This window comes from Escherichia sp. E14S1, assembly GCF_004211995.1.
Classification (GTDB): Bacteria; Pseudomonadota; Gammaproteobacteria; order Enterobacterales; family Enterobacteriaceae; genus Escherichia.
Genome location: NZ_RHJQ01000025.1, coordinates 17663 through 31910 on the forward strand (window position 1 = coordinate 17663; position 14248 = coordinate 31910).

Genomic DNA, 14248 nt, shown 5'->3' on the forward strand with positions numbered 1-14248 from the left:
AAACACCCCAGCGAAGTTAGCGACCGCCCATAATGGCAATGTAATCCTGCGTCCAGCGACTGTAGGGAACAAACTTGCCCCCTTCGGCTATAGGCGTTTTCCAGAAGGCGATTTTATCGAAATAGTTAAAGCCGTTGGTTTCACAGCCTTTATCGCCCAGCAACGGACTGGCTTTGCAGCCTTCCGGTACTACCGGCAGCGAACCAAACCAGGCCGCTACATCGCCCTGCACCTTCGGCGTTAATGACCAGTTCATCCATTTGTAGGCACAAACCGGATGTTTCGCTTCGCTATGTAACATAGTGGTGTCAGCCCAACCGGTAACGCCCTCTTTCGGGAAGACGGTGGCGATCGGTTGGCCTTCGGCTTTCAATGCGTTGGCCTGATAGGGCCAGGCACTGGAAGCGACCACTCCCTCGTTTTTGAAATCGCTCATTTGCACGGTAGTGTCATGCCAGTAGCGATGGATCAAACTATGTTGATCTCGCAGCACTTTCAGTACCGCCTGATACTGTTGTTCAGTGAGTTGGTATGGATCGGAGATACCCAACTGCGGCTGAGTCGCTTTGACGAACAGCGCAGCATCCGCAATGTAGATAGGGCCGTCATAAGCCTGCACGCGGCCTTTATTACTCTGACCGTCCGGTAGATTCTGCTCAACAAAAACCACTTGCCAGCTATCTGGTGGTGTCGGGAAGGTTTTGGTGTTGTACATCAACAGGTTCGGACCCCATTGATATGGCGTGCCATAGACTTTTCCACCCACGTTGAACCAGTCGCCTTTAACCACGCGCGGATCGAGCATTTTCCAGTTGGGAATCAACGCAGTATTAATCGGCTGCACGCGTTTACCCATAATCAAACGCAGCGAGGCATCGCCGGACGCCGTGACCAGATCGTAACCTCCTTTGGTCATCAGGCTGACCATTTCATCGGAAGTCGCCGCAGTTTTCACATTGACCGCACAACCTGTTTCTTTTTCAAATTGCGTCACCCAGTCGTATTGTTTATCGGTTTGTCCGCGTTCGATGTATCCCGGCCAGGCGATAATATCCAGTCGTCCTTCCGGTTTATCCAAATTGGTAGGCTGTTCGGCGGCGTGGGCGGTCATTAATGTCATGGTAAGCGCACACAGGCTGCTGCGGGCAAATATCTTGCTCATAAAGTCTTACTCCTGTCGTAATTAATTGTTCAGCCGCCGTGCCGTAAAAATATCTCCTTGTTTAACCATAGACGGCGGCTTGCAGGCGCACCCTCGCCCCCGAGAAAATTTAATCAGGATGTGAGCTAACGCGCATTATGCCGTTTGAGAAGCTATCTTCTGGAGTATAGACAAGGGGTTAGGAAATATAGCTTCTATTAGAAATTCATATTACCCAACCTGAGAGAAATTAAATGGGGATCTATTTCAGGTATTCTTTAATAAGGTGACCTAATTGTTTAACCGCCTGTTCTTCGCGCTCCCCCCACTGCCATGCAGTATTAAAACGGAAAAAACGGGACCAACTTTCGCCAGTAGAAAACATTTTACCCGGCGCAATGCTGATGTGATGCGCCAATCCCTGAACACTTAATTCGCCCGCATCTAACGGTTCGGGAAGCTCCAGCCAGAGAAAATAACCGCTGTCATTATGATGAATTTTGACTTCCGCAGGCAGATAACGCAGCAGCGCCTGCCAGGCACGTTGTTTACGTTCCGCAAGCTGGCGACGTAGACGACGAAGATGGGCATCGTAACGACGAGTAGAAAGGTAATCCACCAGTGCAAGCTGCATTGGCGAACTTGTGGAAAGCGTGCTCATCAACTGCAATCGCTGGATTTTGCGTGCATGTATTCCGGCGGCGACCCAACCAATGCGAAAACCTGGCACCAGACATTTAGAAAATGATGAGCAAAGCAGTACACCATCGTGACGATCCCACGCTTTCGCGGGTAGCGGTTTTTCCCGACCAAAGTAAAGCTCACTGTAAACGTCATCTTCAATTAACATCACGTTGTACTGATTGAGCAACGCTACCAGCCGCGCTTTTTTCTGTGGCGTTAAGGTAAATCCGAGTGGATTCTGGCTATTAGTCATTAGCCAGCAGGCTTTGACCGGATACTCCTGTAACGCCAGTTCCAGCGCCTGAAGATCGATCCCTTCGTTAACATCCGTCGCCACCGATAACGCCTTCAGCCGTAACCGCTCCAGTGCCTGCAACGCGCCGTAGAAACAAGGATTCTCGACAATCACCCAATCGCCCGGTTCAGTGACCGCTTGCAAACTGAGGTTTAATGCCTCTAACGCCCCGGCGGTAATGACAATTTCATCAGGAGTAATAGTGATGCCCTGTAAGGCATAGCGACGAGCAATAGCCTGACGCAGTTCTGCATTCCCTGGTGGCAAGTTTTCAATCACGCTCATCGCCGTGGCGGTTTTGCTTACCTGCGCCAGCGAGCGGTTTAGTTGTTGGAGGGGGAAAAGTCGCGGGTCGGGAAAGGCCGAGGCAAACGGCACCACTGACGGATCGCGACTGGCCTGCAACATATCAAAAATATAGGTGTTAATATCGACCGTTTCATCACGCGTTACCGGAATAGCAGGTGCCTGCGGTGATTTCACCGTGCGCGGCGCAACGTAATAACCTGACTGCGGCCGCGCAATAATATACCCCTGACTTTCGAGCAACTGATAAGCATGACCGACAGTCATAAAGCTCATGCCAGAAATCGCAACCTGTTCACGTAGAGAAGGCAGGCGATCGCCGGGTTGCCAGATGCCTGACGCAATTTGCTCACGTAATAGTTCTGCGAGCTGCTGGTATTTTTTCATTAATTGGATCGTTATTATGTGCAGGTGATCCGGCAGTCTATATCAGTTGTTAAAAATGACAACTTTACGTTAACTGTAATTAAACCATTACCAGCGATAACTCTTTGCCCAGGGCTTTAGCCGCAAGCTGGACGGCGTCGATTTTTGTCGCATGATGCAAATCAAACAAGCGAGTGATCTCCTGCCTGGGTTTACCAATCCGCCTCGCCAGCTCTTGCTGGGTGATATCTGACTGCAAAAAAGCATTTAACAGCAATACCTTAGAAGCGACACTTAAAGGCACTTCAACAAAGTGATCGTTGTTATTTAATGGCGAAGGCAACGGGATTAGCTCGTTATCTTCAAAATAAAAATCAAATGCGGTGAGTAAGGCATCTTTTGCTGCTTCCATCGCTTCAGCAACAGTTTCTCCCTGCGTTAACGCTTCAGGGATATCTACAAAAGAAACCACATAACCGCCTTCCGGCGCAGGTGTAAGAGTGACGGGATAACGCATAATTTTGACTGTCTCTCGCATGTCATTAACCTTCTTATGGCGATTAATTTAAACCGAGTTGTTTCAGGATTGCTTTACGCAATGGTTCTTTGATCTCGTCACTGGGGTGACGCGGCATGACACTACGTCGCCCCTGAAACCTGAGTTTCAAATGGTTGCTGCCATTCGCCACATCTACGCCCTGAGATTCGAGCCAACGTCTGAACTCGCTTTGTTTCACATCGCCTCCCTGCCGCTGAGTATATCAACAAAGTAAACATTAATGTTTACCTCCTTTTTTAATTTGCTCGAAAATAGCACTAATTCGCCGCAACGGTGAAAAGCAGTGCCAAATCAGGAAGGCAGGTTCCAGAAATTCTTTGCGCTAATTTGCAAAACAGAATAATAACTTAAAGAAACTATCGGCATCATAGCGGCAAAGTGTAATAAACGGGTGGCGGGATGTTTACGAAAGCGTTATCGGTAGTCTTATTAACGTGTGCGCTGTTCTCTGGTCAGCTGATGGCAGGACACAAAGGGCATGAATTTTTGTGGGTAAAGAATGTGGATCATCAACTGCGTCATGAGGCGGACAGCGATGAATTGCGTGCTGCAGCGGAAGAGTCGGCGGAAGGTTTGCGCGAGCATTATTACTGGCAAAAATCACGCAAACCAGAAACGGGACAACCTTGAGTCGTTTGTTGCCGGATGCGGCATGAACGCCTTATCCGGCAACAATATCATGCAGATTCAATGAGTTGTGAATACCCCTGAAAGCTTGCGTTTTATCCTTTCCGCTTCGGCAATGTTTTCAGCAGATCATCCGGGCTTACAGATGCGACAACGCTTCCCGGTAACGGCATTTTCAGAATATGATTTTTGATTTTACCGATGACGTGCATCTCACACGGGCGGCAATCAAACTTCAGCGTTAGTACTTCATCACCGTTAACCAGTTGCATCGGCGTTGCCTTCCAGCTTTTAATATTACCTTTCGCCTGTTTCGGACACAGATTGAAGGCAAAGCGCAGGCAGTGTTTGGTGATCATCACCGGGACTTCGCCCTTCTCTTCATGCGCTTCATACGCCGCATCAATCAGTTGTACGCCATAGCGATGATAGAACTCGCGTGCTTTATGGTTGTAGACGTTAGCAAGGAAGCTCAAATGCGTTTGCGGATAAACCGGCGCAGGTTCAGCAACCGGTTTACGACTGCCGCGCTGGTAGCTGGCAAGACGTGCAGCATCCAGCATTTCGACGGCTTCACGGCGGAACTGATTTAACAGACTGTTTGGCACAAACAGCGCCCCCGGCAAATTAATTTGCACATCGCGGGCGTAATAGATGGTTTGCCCCAGTTTTGCCAGGCCATCTTTCAGGTTATTCAGCGCTTTTTCGGCGTTATTCGCTTCGTCGAACTGCCCATCCAGGGTATGAGTGATGCTAACGCCCTCTTCGCTGGTTAACGTCAGAATGAGTTGTTCTTGCCAGCCACCCAGTTCAATGTCTACCGCGATCCGACGCTCGCTGGAGGTTTTCGTCAGTGCCTGTTGCCAGTTATGGTCAAGGTTACGGTTAAGCGGATGATGTGGGCGAATTTTATGCAAATCTGCTGGCATTTCATTTGGCCAGACGCGGTAGTGATTTTCTCCGGTTTTCTCTACCGTATTGGCACGAAAGCCAACCACTTCACGTTTAATCATTACGTTCAGGCCATCGCCATTTGCCAGTGGCTCGGTGACGGCAACATCGAGATGATCTTTCGCCACTTTCAATACTTCACCCACCGGCAGGCCGATAAATTTCGGCGAATCGAACGCGCCAATGTCACCTTTACGCGCGTTAACAAAGTAGTCTGTGCTACCACGATGGAAGGTTTTTTCTGTCGAAGGCACAAAGAAATGTTCAGTACGACCTGATGAAGCACGAGCCAGATCGCCGCGCTCTTCAATAATGGCATCCAGCATCTGGCGATAATGGGCGGTGATATTCTTCACGTAGCTCATATCTTTGTAACGGCCTTCAATCTTGAAGGAGCGTACGCCCGCATCGATCAACGCGCCGAGGTTGGCAGTCTGATCGTTATCTTTCATCGACAGCAGATGTTTTTCATAGGAAACCACTCGCCCCTGATCGTCTTTCAATGTGTATGGCAAACGGCACGCCTGCGAGCAATCGCCACGGTTGGCGCTACGTCCCGTTTGTGCATGAGAAATGTAGCACTGACCGGAATATGCCACACACAATGCGCCATGAATAAAGAACTCAATAGTCGCGTCCGTGGCCTGATGAATCGCACGAATCTGCTCCAGGTTAAGTTCACGCGCCAGCACAATCTGGGTAAAGCCAACGTCAGAGAGGAACTTCGCTTTCTCTACAGTACGAATATCGCACTGCGTACTTGCGTGCAGTTCAATCGGCGGAATATCAAGTTCCAGAATTCCCATGTCCTGAACAATCAGCGCATCTACGCCTGTCTGGTAAAGATCGGTAATCAGTCGTTGCGCCGGTTCCAGTTCGTCGTCATGCAAAATGGTGTTAAGCGTGACGAAAATTTTTGCGCCATAACGGTGGGCAAATGGCACCAGTTCGGCGATATCTTTCAGACTATTACTGGCGTTATGACGGGCACCAAAACCAGGGCCGCCGATATAAACAGCATCGGCACCGTGCAAAATAGCTTCGCGGGCAATGGCGGCATCGCGTGCCGGGCTTAACAGTTCAAGACGATGAGAAGATACGGTCACTTTCTTATCCAGTAGCTGAAAAAAGGCGGTTATTTTAGCCACAAGCGCGACGTTGCGAAATAGTTTTCCTGTTCAACTACGCGGGTAATGGATAATGGAATGAAAATGCACGGTTTGCTCGCCACGGTTGCAATAGGCATGGGCAACATCTGCGGCAAAGCGTTCACCTTCTCCACTTTTAAGGCTTCGCCACTCACCACCAACGCACAGGTCAAGCTGCCCACCAATGACGACAACATGCTCGATAACACCCTTTTCGTGCGGCGTCGATTCGCTTATTGCACCAGGGGCCATCATGATCGAGAAATGTTCAAAACAGAGTTGCGGATCATAAGGAAATAAAGAAGTGATCACCATTGCCTGCTGTTGTGGATCATAAACGGATGGCGTAGCGGTCTGCGGTGGCGAAATAAACGTCGAAAACGGCACGTTCATTCCGGTAGCTATTTTCCATAATGTTGCGACCGTCGGGCTGGATTCATTACGTTCAATCTGCCCTAACATCGCTTTTGAAACGCCCGTCGCTTCAGCCAGCCGCGAAAGACTCCAGCCTCGCTGCTGACGAAGATGTTTAAGCGTAGTGGATAAAAAGCGAGCGAGATTTTCCATGCGACTCCTCCTGCAAAACGGGAGTTTATCACTTGTGCGTTATAACGGACAAATGCTACGGTGCCTGTACGCTATAACGCACGAGGTAACTATGCGTCTGTTTTCCATTCCTCCTCCCACACTGCTTGCAGGGTTTCTGGCGGTATTGATTGGTTATGCCAGCTCTGCGGCAATAATATGGCAAGCGGCGATTGTCGCTGGAGCCACCACAGAGCAAATTTCCGGCTGGATGACGGCGCTGGGGCTGGCCATGGGAGTCAGTACGCTGGCTCTGACGTTGTGGTATCGCGTGCCTGTTCTTACCGCATGGTCAACGCCCGGTGCTGCGTTGCTGGTCACCGGGTTACAGGGACTAACGCTAAACCAGGCCATCGGCGTTTTTATTGTCACGAATGCGCTAATTGTTCTCTGTGGTGTGACAGGATTATTCGCCCGTCTGATGCGTATTATTCCGCACTCGCTGGCAGCGGCAATGCTGGCCGGAATTTTGTTACGCTTTGGTTTACAGGCGTTTGCCAGTCTGGATGGTCAGTTTATGTTATGCGGTAGTATGTTGCTGGCGTGGCTGGCGACAAAGGTTTTTGCGCCGCGTTATGCGGTAATTGCGGCGATGATTGTTGGGATCGTGGTCGTTATCGCACAAGGTGACGTTGTCACAAAAGATATCGTTTTCAAACCAGTTCTCCCCGCTTATCTCGCCCCTGAATTTTCGTTTGCTCACAGTTTGAGCGTTGCACTCCCCCTTTTTCTGGTGACGATGGCATCGCAAAATGCGCCAGGGATTGCGGCGATGAAAGCCGCCGGGTATTCGGCTCCGGTTTCGCCGTTGATTGTGTTTACTGGATTACTGGCGCTTCTGTTTTCTCCTTTCGGCGTTTATTCCGTAGGTATTGCGGCTATCACTGCGGCTATTTGCCAGAGCCCGGAGGCGCACCCGGACAAAGATCAGCGTTGGCTGGCTGCCGCTGCGGCTGGCGTCTTTTATTTACTGGCGGGTCTGTTTGGCAGTGCCATTACCGGGATGATGGCTGCCCTGCCTGTAAGTTGGATCCAGATGCTGGCTGGTCTGGCGCTGTTAAGTACCATCGGAGGCAGTTTGTATCAGGCTTTGCATAATGAGCGTGAGCGCGACGCTGCTGTGGTGGCTTTTCTGGTAACGGCAAGTGGGCTGACGCTGGTAGGTATTGGCTCGGCGTTTTGGGGATTAATTGCCGGTGGTATCTGTTATGTAGTATTGAATTTGATCGCTGACAGAAGCCGATAATCAGAAGCGCCATCTTGCGATGGCGCGACTGGCATTACTTTTTGTTAACGTCAAACATGGTCGCGTCGGTCGCCATGTCATCAATAACTTGCTTAATATTTTCGAAAGCCATTGGTGTGCTTTCGTTGTTCAGGTCCTTACCTTCGCCCTGACGAACCACTTTGATAACTGGTTTGTTGGTAGCCGCATCAATCAGCTCACCTTCAAAGTACAGGCGGGTATCCATGGTACGGTGACCCGTCGCCATTTGCGTCCCTGCTACCACTAATGCGACAGGAACAACTTCATAGAACTGTAACCCTTCTTTGCTGGTATCTACACCAGTAATAGCACCACGGAAAATCAGACTACGAGGCCCAGCGGTAGTAACCAGTGGTTTACGCTGTGAGATGGCTTCTTTCATTTCAGTATTGGTATAGCTCAAAATTCTATCCAGAACTTTTTGCCCTACCTGGGTAGAAGGTTTAGGCACCGGATAATAGGTGATTGGGTTCCAGACGATGCTGTCATATTTACTTTGATCAAAATTTGGATCAACCCAGCGTAATACCGGTTTGCCCGTTGCTGAAGTTGTTTCTTGAAGGTTGGAGTAATTGTTTAAAAAACCAGAATATTTATCTGGCTGGGTGATTTTAGAGGCACAACCTGACAGAGCCAACAAGCCGCATAAAGCCGCAACTTTCGCAATTGATGTGGTACGCATGAATAGTTTCCTGAGATGATTATATTACTTTTTAAGTTATAGCAAAAAGTACCGCTTCGTGTTGTGGCAAAAAAAGTGTTGGTGAAAATAAATTTTCCAGCCCCTTTTCTGACAATATAGTCAATGACGAAAAGGGGGCAGAGTCAATCATCAGTTGTTAAATTTCAGGCAGTTAAGCCGATAAAAAACTTCAACCACTGTGATATATTTCACATCACCTCGATAAAAAATATGCTTACCGAAAAAAAACAGTTAAACATCTCACGTGGGCATTTTCATGCGCCTTGCCCTGTTAGCTTATTTTTTACGTGCCAGCATCGTGGCGAAACGTAGTTTAATGCGATTGCCGTTAGCGTCGGTGCGGTGGAGTTCACCCACGTCTTCATTGTATTTCAGCATCTCCCAGCCTTCGTAATATTGACGTAACTCCCCTTCTTTAAAGGCAAAGGGGAACCCGACGGTACATGGAAAATCAGCTGTGTCCATTGCTGCCACAATCAAGTTATAACCACCGGGTTTGGTGCAACGCTGCATATTGGCAATCAATCCAGGAATGGTTTTCGCCTCCAGGAACATCAGCACCACGGTAGAAAGAATAAAATCGTATTGTCCATCAAACGTCAGGTTATTTAGATCAACAACCTGGGTGCGCAAATTTTCCAGTTTTTCAATGGATTTGATGCGCTCGACGTTGGCAATGCTCATGGCATTTTTATCCCATGCGTCGACATCATAACCATTGGCTGCCAGGTAAAGGCTGTTACGGCCATTACCACAGCCCAGATCCAGCGTTTTACCCGGCTTAACCACTTTCACCGCTTCCAGAACTTCAGAGTGTGTGCGGGTTAATTCATATTTATCAGTGAAGTAGTTTTCATCACGAATAATCATTCTTTGTCCTCAGCTTTCATTAAAACGGCGCGCTCGGTTCTGATTAACAATTTTCCCTGCATCAGAAGCGCGAAAGTACGGATGAGCAGTAATGCGATTATAAAATTGGTAAAAATAAATAGCGGCACAGCCAGGGTATGGAAAAAGCCATTGTCGTTACCGCTTCCTAAATGCAAACCGGTGGTTGCCAGTGCAGATACGCCGAACGAGAAACTCCAGAATGAGGCATTAAACGGCTGGGAGAGATACCACGGCATCAGGCGTAACATAAAAAGAAGTTGCAGTAGACCGTAACCGAAAAGCATTTTCGCCAGCGTATCGCCCTCGCCACCGTTGACGCTCAACCAGGCGCTACATGCCACCAGCGCCGGTGCAAGCTGAATACCCAACGATGTACGCAGTGCCGTGGGCAATTCTCCCGAGCTACGCAGACGCTGAAGGATCACCGGCTCAAGACTTAACCAGGAGAAAACGCCAGCCCCTAAAAATACCAGACCAGCATCGGTGTAGCCCAATGCTCCACAGGCCATTGCACTGATGAAGTTGTTGGCAACAGTCGGTAAATAAAGTCCGGGTGTCGTAGCTTCCTCAGGATGGGAACCGCGCCATAAACCGGCTGTTTGCCAGGCGGCATAAGCCAGTTGAATCACAACACCAATACTGAACAGGCCCACCGCCAGCGGACGAAACCAGGGAACAAAACCAATTGCCACCAGCATCGTTGTTGCCGGAAACAAACTCACAAAACTGCTCATCACTGGATGACGCACTTCCGCCAGCACGCTATGCGGAAAGCGTATGAGTCGGGTAATAAATGCGCTAGTCAGTAATCCCCAAATGATCATTGCCAGAATCACCAGCCCATCGCCCAACCAGTGACTGACCTGCCAAACCTGGCTGGCATAACGCCAGGCAAATCCCATCCCTATCGTCCCCAACACAATGCCAAAGTAACCTGCCGGTAAATTGAGCACTTTATCGCTCTGCATCTTCTTACTCATTTTGTTTAATTTATAAAGTATATTTGAAATGCATTTTATGGAAATTTGCTAAACATAGCCAGAGTCACAGAATTTGCTACGGTTATAGTAGGTCACCTGCGGGAAAACGCTATGCGCAAATATCGTCTTAGTGAAGAACAACGAGCTTTTAGTTATCAGGAAGATAGCGATAAAAAGAGTGTTTTATTGCGGCAGATTATTGCCATCGCTGATTTTAATGACGTAATAGCCGGAACGCCTGGCGGCTGGATTGATAATGAAACCGTATTGGCCCAGGATGGAAATTGTTGGATCTATGACCAGAATGCCATCGCGTTTGCCGGAACGGTGATATCCGGTAATACACGCATCACCGGAAGCAGCGAGCTATGGGGCGATGTTTGCGCGAAGGATAACGTCTGGATCGATAATAGCAAAATCAGTCAGGGCGCTCTGATAAGTGACAACGTCACAATCCATGATTCATTAATATGCGGAAATTGCAGGATTTCTGGTCATGTCTGCATTGATCAGAACTCAATGGTTGTCGCTGCGCAAGGTTTAACGCCCGACCACCATCTTCTGTTGCAAATTTATGATCGCGCAAGAGTCAGCGCCTCGCGCATTGTTCATCAGGCGCAAATATATGGTGATGCCATTGTGAAATTTGCGTTCATTGAGCATCGCGCCGAAGTTTTTGATTTTGCACGTATTGAAGGTAATGAAGAGAACAACGTCTGGCTGTGTGACTGCGCGAAAGTCTACGGACATGCACGTGTGATCGCCGGAACAGAAGAAGATGCCATTCCCACGCTTCATTACAGTTCGCAGGTAGCGGAACATGCCTCGGTAGAAGGCAATTGTGTGTTAAAACATCATGTTCTGGTGGGTGGTCATGCACTCGTACGTGGTGGTCCGGTTTTGCTCGACAATCACGTCACCATACAGGGGAACAGCCGCATTACAGGTGCGGTGATGATTGAAAACCATGTGGAGTTAACCGACCACGCCGTCGTTGCAGCCTTTGATGGCGACACGGTTCATGTCCGTGGTCCAAAAGTTATTAACGGCGAGGAGCGCATTACGCGAACGCCGCTGCCAGGGTTATTGTGAATCGATAATACGCGCGTATAAGTTCACATCATCAAAGGCATCATTCAGGAACTCAGCCTGTTTAAGGCAACCTTCAAGGATAAAACCATTGCGCAAAGCTACCTGGTTGCTTTGCGGATTGTCCACCCGACATTTGATCACGAAGCGTCTGAGTTCACCAGACTGAGCGTAATGATGCATCAATGCCTGCAGCGCCTGAGAAATGATCCCCTGCCCCTGATGAGATTCGTCCATCCAGTAGCCGATTTCCGCGGTTTTATTCAGTGGTTCAATACGATTAAACGAGATAACGCCGATAAGTTCATCTTCTTTGAAAATCATGAACATTTTGGCATATCCACGCTGATGCAACATCACATTACCCTGCACCGTTTTTCGCGTGTCCTCTTCACTTTGAACAAACTGCGGCCAGTTTAGCGACTGCTGTAACCAGGTTTTATTTTTACAGATTAACTGATAAAGAGGTGTGACATGACTTTCTGCAACAGCATGTAATTCAAGTGATTCGCTTACTTTTATCGTTTCAGTCATCTTATCTCCAGTCAATCCATGCAGTTGTTAAAAAAGCCGCCTGGCAGGCGGCTTAAGAAAGTTTACACCTCTTTGACGCTCTCCTGTTGCAGGATTTTGAGCATCTCATCTTTCAACTGGAGCTTCTGTTTTTTCATGCGGACCACTTCCGCATTGTATCCTCGACCGTCGGAACCTTCCTTTCTGGCAATTTCATGATCAAGTTTATTGTGTTTATCGAACAAGGACATAAAGCGAGGATTTTCGTTTTTCAGACGGGATATTAAATCTCGGTATTCTGGAAACATACGCACTCCCTGTTAGTGGCTGACAAAGTGTATATGAAATACACATCATCAGATTACTCAGATAGTTTGGGGAAAAATGCGAGCGGGATCGTGTTTTACCAGACGGCACCTTCCGTCAGAAGGTGCCGAAAAAAATGACGATCAATTCATCACGCGATCGTCAACGTATTTGCGCTTATCCGGAGCTGGTGGGAAATACTGATACAGCCATGTTTCACTGATGGCATCGCCCTGGCAGCGGAGATACATCCGCATATCAACCGGATCAGTAGAGTCCGAAGTCGGATACCAGTCAAATTGAATACGGTAACCATCAATCGGTTCAATGTAGAGAATTTCGATTTGCTTCGCTTCACCGCTGGAGAGCGTAATAACAGGTTCAATCCCCTTAGGCGCAGCCGCTTTCAGGTCACCACCAACAAAATCGACGGCAAAACGACGCGCCCATTTTTCTGGATAATGCTCACCCGGCGCCCAACCTTCCGGAAAACCTCCCATGCCGGTGCGCGTCGCCATAACACGTGCCAATGGACATTGAACAGGGGGATGTGCGCTCCAGTACAGACGATACTGGAATGCAAACTCGTCCCCTGCTTTTACTGCTTTTTCTGGCTGCCAGAAGCAGACAATGTTATCCAGCGTTTCACCCGTTGTTGGGATTTCCATCAGACCAATGGTGCCTTTGCCCCATTTATTACGAGGCTCTACCCACAAACTTGGTCGTTTGTTGTACCAGCCCATGATGTCTTGATAATGGGAGAAATCACGATCCAGTTGCAATAAACCAAAACCTTTCGGGTTATTGTCGGTGTAGGCATTGAACTGCAATTTCTGCGGATTATTTAGCGGCCGGCAGATCCACTCGCCATTGCCCCGCCACATGGAAAGACGGTCGGAATCATGGATTTGCGGATGAATAGTATCGCACATACGACGTTCGTTAGTGCCGCAACTAAACATACTGGTCATCGGCGCAATACCCAATTGCTTGATCTCTTTACGCGCATACAGATGGTTTTCAACATCCATAATCACCTGACTCTTTTCACACTGGATGGTGAACTTGTAGGCACCGGTAATGCTGGGGCTATCGAGTAAGGCATAAACGGTAAAGGTGGTTGCGCCTGGTTTTACGGTATCAAACCAGAAAGCGGTAAAATCGGGGAACTCTTCTTTGCTGTCGGTATAAGTATCAATTGCCAAACCACGGGCCGATAAACCGTATTGATACGTGTCATCAACGGCACGGAAATAGCTTGCACCGAGGAACGATACCACATCGCGGCGAGCCAGTTCCGGCGCTTTAAATACGCGGAAGCCTGCAAAGCCGAGATCGCTTTGCCCTTCCAGTTGTTTGGTATCTACGCCCGCATCATTGTATTTGAACAATTCTGGACGAAAGTGAATTTCACGTGCCAGATGCGTTGCAGGATCAACCGAGAACATGCGTACGCGGCGGCGGAAACCCATCCCCATATGAAAGAACTGGGCATCAAGCTGGCGGTTCTCGACGTTATGCCACAGTGATTGTTCGGCGTCGTATTGAATGCTGTTATAAGCCTGCGGGGTCATAGTCGCCAACGTGTTGGGTAACGGACGCGGCTCGCCACCCCACGGCTTTTGCGCTAAATCATGCGCCATCGACTGTAAAACCGAAAAGTCAAAACGCTGAGTTTGCCCATCGGCAATATCAGAATCTGCCGCGAACGCAGCCTGAGAAAAAAGAGAAGCAATACCGCTGGTACCGCACACGGCGGCCATAGCCATTGAACCTTTAATAAATCGTCTACGATCCATACCTGACAGTGAGTCCTTCTGGTGTTGTGAATGGTCCC

The 14248-nt window shown here is 48.8% G+C and carries 15 protein-coding genes; 3 read left to right on the forward strand and 12 right to left on the reverse strand.

What is annotated here, in order from left to right:
• Positions 1–16: 16 nt before the first annotated feature.
• From ydcS to hicA, 4 genes are all read right to left on the reverse strand, one after another.
• Complete coding sequence (gene ydcS, locus D9734_RS20810) at positions 17–1162, reverse strand: putative ABC transporter substrate-binding protein YdcS (protein ID WP_130210207.1); 1146 nt, start codon at positions 1160–1162, stop codon at positions 17–19.
• A 241-nt stretch (positions 1163–1403) separates the two neighbouring features.
• Positions 1404–2813 (reverse strand): PLP-dependent aminotransferase family protein, encoded by a 1410-nt coding sequence (locus D9734_RS20815; protein WP_130210209.1) that lies wholly within the window; start codon positions 2811–2813, stop codon positions 1404–1406.
• A 79-nt stretch (positions 2814–2892) separates the two neighbouring features.
• Positions 2893–3309: a type II toxin-antitoxin system antitoxin HicB gene (gene hicB, locus D9734_RS20820; RefSeq protein ID WP_130210249.1), complete on the reverse strand. Its 417-nt coding sequence runs from the start codon at positions 3307–3309 to the stop codon at positions 2893–2895.
• A 43-nt stretch (positions 3310–3352) separates the two neighbouring features.
• Positions 3353–3529, reverse strand: a complete 177-nt coding sequence (gene hicA / locus D9734_RS20825) for a type II toxin-antitoxin system mRNA interferase toxin HicA (protein WP_000813796.1) — start codon at positions 3527–3529, stop codon at positions 3353–3355.
• A 221-nt stretch (positions 3530–3750) separates the two neighbouring features.
• Here hicA and D9734_RS20830 point away from each other — a divergent pair, with 221 nt between their 5' ends.
• Positions 3751–3981: a DUF2554 family protein gene (locus tag D9734_RS20830; RefSeq protein WP_130210211.1), complete on the forward strand. Its 231-nt coding sequence runs from the start codon at positions 3751–3753 to the stop codon at positions 3979–3981.
• A gap of 92 nt (positions 3982–4073) precedes the next feature.
• Here the strand turns inward: D9734_RS20830 and rlhA are convergent, their stop codons facing one another.
• On the reverse strand, positions 4074–6035 hold the full coding sequence (gene rlhA, locus D9734_RS20835) for a 23S rRNA 5-hydroxycytidine C2501 synthase (protein ID WP_130210251.1): 1962 nt from the start codon (positions 6033–6035) through the stop codon (positions 4074–4076).
• 72 nt (positions 6036–6107) lie between these two features.
• Positions 6108–6644 carry an XRE family transcriptional regulator gene (locus D9734_RS20840; RefSeq protein ID WP_130210213.1) on the reverse strand — a complete coding sequence of 179 codons (537 nt, stop codon included), beginning with the start codon at positions 6642–6644 and terminating at the stop codon, positions 6108–6110.
• Between the two features lie 52 nt (positions 6645–6696).
• On the opposite strand from D9734_RS20840, the gene ydcO reads away from it, so the two are divergent.
• A complete protein-coding gene (gene ydcO / locus D9734_RS20845; protein ID WP_130210215.1) occupies positions 6697–7908 on the forward strand; it encodes a BenE family transporter YdcO in 1212 nt (403 codons plus the stop codon).
• A gap of 34 nt (positions 7909–7942) precedes the next feature.
• Here ydcO and D9734_RS20850 read toward each other — a convergent pair whose 3' ends face one another.
• From D9734_RS20850 to tehA, 3 genes are all read right to left on the reverse strand, one after another.
• Positions 7943–8611, reverse strand: coding sequence for a DUF3313 domain-containing protein (locus tag D9734_RS20850; RefSeq protein WP_064527441.1), 669 nt, complete (start codon positions 8609–8611; stop codon positions 7943–7945).
• A gap of 297 nt (positions 8612–8908) precedes the next feature.
• On the reverse strand, positions 8909–9502 hold the full coding sequence (gene tehB / locus D9734_RS20855) for a tellurite resistance methyltransferase TehB (protein WP_130210217.1): 594 nt from the start codon (positions 9500–9502) through the stop codon (positions 8909–8911).
• Complete coding sequence (tehA, locus tag D9734_RS20860; RefSeq protein WP_130210219.1) at positions 9499–10491, reverse strand: dicarboxylate transporter/tellurite-resistance protein TehA; 993 nt, start codon at positions 10489–10491, stop codon at positions 9499–9501. The genes tehB and tehA overlap by 4 nt, the downstream gene beginning before the upstream one ends.
• Positions 10492–10614: 123 nt before the next feature.
• Between tehA and ydcK the strand changes: the two genes are divergently transcribed.
• Positions 10615–11595, forward strand: a complete 981-nt coding sequence (ydcK, locus tag D9734_RS20865) for a YdcK family protein (RefSeq protein ID WP_130210221.1) — start codon at positions 10615–10617, stop codon at positions 11593–11595.
• On the opposite strand, the gene rimL is transcribed toward ydcK, so the two are convergent.
• From rimL to opgD, 3 genes are all read right to left on the reverse strand, one after another.
• Positions 11587–12126 (reverse strand): 50S ribosomal protein L7/L12-serine acetyltransferase, encoded by a 540-nt coding sequence (gene rimL / locus D9734_RS20870; RefSeq protein WP_130210223.1) that lies wholly within the window; start codon positions 12124–12126, stop codon positions 11587–11589. The two genes, ydcK and rimL, sit on opposite strands and share 9 nt — an antisense overlap.
• 62 nt (positions 12127–12188) lie before the next feature.
• The gene (locus D9734_RS20875) at positions 12189–12413 is read right to left on the reverse strand and encodes a YdcH family protein (RefSeq protein WP_001296778.1); all 225 of its coding nucleotides are present in this window, start codon (positions 12411–12413) and stop codon (positions 12189–12191) included.
• Between the two features lie 141 nt (positions 12414–12554).
• A complete protein-coding gene (gene opgD / locus D9734_RS20880) occupies positions 12555–14210 on the reverse strand; it encodes a glucan biosynthesis protein OpgD (protein ID WP_130210225.1) in 1656 nt (551 codons plus the stop codon).
• Positions 14211–14248: the final 38 nt, after the last annotated feature.

Coding starts and splice junctions, on each gene's coding strand:
- tehB (WP_130210217.1), bottom strand. CDS start 9,502: ATGATTATTCGTGATGAAAACTACTTCACTGATAAATATGAATTAACC.
- opgD (WP_130210225.1), bottom strand. CDS start 14,210: ATGGATCGTAGACGATTTATTAAAGGTTCAATGGCTATGGCCGCCGTG.
- hicB (WP_130210249.1), bottom strand. CDS start 3,309: ATGCGTTATCCCGTCACTCTTACACCTGCGCCGGAAGGCGGTTATGTG.
- D9734_RS20830 (WP_130210211.1), top strand. CDS start 3,751: ATGTTTACGAAAGCGTTATCGGTAGTCTTATTAACGTGTGCGCTGTTC.
- ydcK (WP_130210221.1), top strand. CDS start 10,615: ATGCGCAAATATCGTCTTAGTGAAGAACAACGAGCTTTTAGTTATCAG.
- D9734_RS20850 (WP_064527441.1), bottom strand. CDS start 8,611: ATGCGTACCACATCAATTGCGAAAGTTGCGGCTTTATGCGGCTTGTTG.
- tehA (WP_130210219.1), bottom strand. CDS start 10,491: ATGCAGAGCGATAAAGTGCTCAATTTACCGGCAGGTTACTTTGGCATT.
- D9734_RS20815 (WP_130210209.1), bottom strand. CDS start 2,813: ATGAAAAAATACCAGCAGCTCGCAGAACTATTACGTGAGCAAATTGCG.
- D9734_RS20840 (WP_130210213.1), bottom strand. CDS start 6,644: ATGGAAAATCTCGCTCGCTTTTTATCCACTACGCTTAAACATCTTCGT.
- ydcS (WP_130210207.1), bottom strand. CDS start 1,162: ATGAGCAAGATATTTGCCCGCAGCAGCCTGTGTGCGCTTACCATGACA.
- D9734_RS20875 (WP_001296778.1), bottom strand. CDS start 12,413: ATGTTTCCAGAATACCGAGATTTAATATCCCGTCTGAAAAACGAAAAT.
- rimL (WP_130210223.1), bottom strand. CDS start 12,126: ATGACTGAAACGATAAAAGTAAGCGAATCACTTGAATTACATGCTGTT.
- ydcO (WP_130210215.1), top strand. CDS start 6,697: ATGCTACGGTGCCTGTACGCTATAACGCACGAGGTAACTATGCGTCTG.